Below are 1,591 nucleotides of genomic sequence, written 5' to 3'. Positions count from 1 at the left end.
ACAGCAGTTCATCGTGTCCGCTACCGATAGCCGACCGCTAAGCTGCTTCGCCAGATGGGGTCTGCTTGTCGCTTACACTACACCCCCTGTTGCCAACACTAATCGAAGCGATGGAACGTCATGGACACGGCGATATGAATAGCGAGACGCGCCGGCGACTCTTGACGATGAGCCCAGCGACGATTGATCGGGTCCTCAAGGAGATTAAAGCGAGCGCCACGGGTCCGCGGCGCCGGAAAGGATCAACAGCGATTCGGCGTAGTGTTCCCGTTCGAACCTTCTCGGATTGGGATGACCCCGCACTTGGCTTTGTCGAAGCTGACCTCGTTTCTCATTCCGGCCCGTACGCTGGGGTGCCTTCTCGCAAACGCTGGTGTTGACAGATATAGCCACGGGCTGGACGGAATGCGCGCCGCTGCTGGTTCGCGAGCAAACGGTACTGATCACTGCGTTGGCCGAACTGCGCAAGTTGCTGCCGTTCCCGCTGCTGGGCTTCGACACCGATAACGACAGTGTGTTCATGAACGAGAGTGTTCATGAATATTGCTTGCGCGATAATATCGAACTTACCCGTTGCCGCCCTTACCGAAAGAATGATCAGGCATTTGTCGAGCAGAAGAATGGCGCAATCGTGCGCAAGATCGTTGGATACCGAGGCTTCGAGGGGCTGCGAGCCACTCGGGAGCTGGCCAAGCTTTATTCGTCAATGCGGTTGTTCGTGAATTTCTTTCAGCCATCATTCAAGCTGAAAGAAAAGCACCGTGACGGAGCCAAGGTGATCAAGCGCTATCATCGTCCTGCCACACTCTTCCAGCGGCTGCTTGACGACCCACGCACGCCGGAGGATACATGCCTTTGGCTCAAGGCGATGTACCTGACGCTCGAAGACTTTCTTTCTGGCTTACGGATTGCTTGGCGTGGTGGTGAAGTGAAACCGACTGCCCGCTCCAAGCCAGCGGCCAAGCGAGAGCGGCGGAGACCCGATCCTCTACTCGCCGTCACTGCCGAACTCGAGGAATGGTTCGAGGCGGAGCCTTGGCGAACTTCGCGAGAGTTGCTTGAACGCTTGCAGGTCAAATGCCCCGGCGTGTATCCCGACGGCCTCATTCGGACCGTGCAGCGCCGAATGAAAATCTGGCGCAGTACACAGGCCAATGCGCTGGTGTTCGGGCCATTCGCCGATGCCGCGCGGCAGACGGAAAGTATAGAGGTCGGGCAGTGAGATCATTACCGAACAATACAGGATCGTCATCCGCGCTCTTACCGCCAGGTTGGCCTTCGACAACCGACCCCACCGGAAAACATGATGACCGCCCGCGAAGCCGCCCGCTCGCTACAGCGCTATTGAGAGGCGCGCTCGCGAGCGGCTTCGCTACCTCCGTCACCTGCACCAGGTGCGGGGATACGATCGGAACAACCCGTGAGGCATTCGAAAACATCGAGTGAGGCAACGACATTATTCTCCGGGAACACTCTTGGGTGAGGCAATACGGCGTCTCATCCTGATCGCCGCCCCATAGGTCGCATAACTATCAAGCGCGCAACGGGTTCTGTCAGCAGCTACACCGCATATGGTTCCGTTGCCTGAGGC

1 pseudogene is annotated in these 1,591 nt (G+C 57.9%); it reads left to right on the top strand.

What is annotated here, in order from left to right:
- Positions 1–53: 53 nt before the first annotated feature.
- Positions 54–1,222 (top strand): annotated as a pseudogene (locus PYR71_RS30575) (transposase); the annotation flags it as partial.
- Between the last annotated feature and the right edge of the window lie 369 nt (positions 1,223–1,591).

The organism is Rhizobium mulingense, from assembly GCF_029194105.1.
Lineage (GTDB): Bacteria > Pseudomonadota > Alphaproteobacteria > Rhizobiales > Rhizobiaceae > Rhizobium > Rhizobium mulingense.
This window is presented reverse-complemented; position numbering and strand designations above follow the sequence as displayed.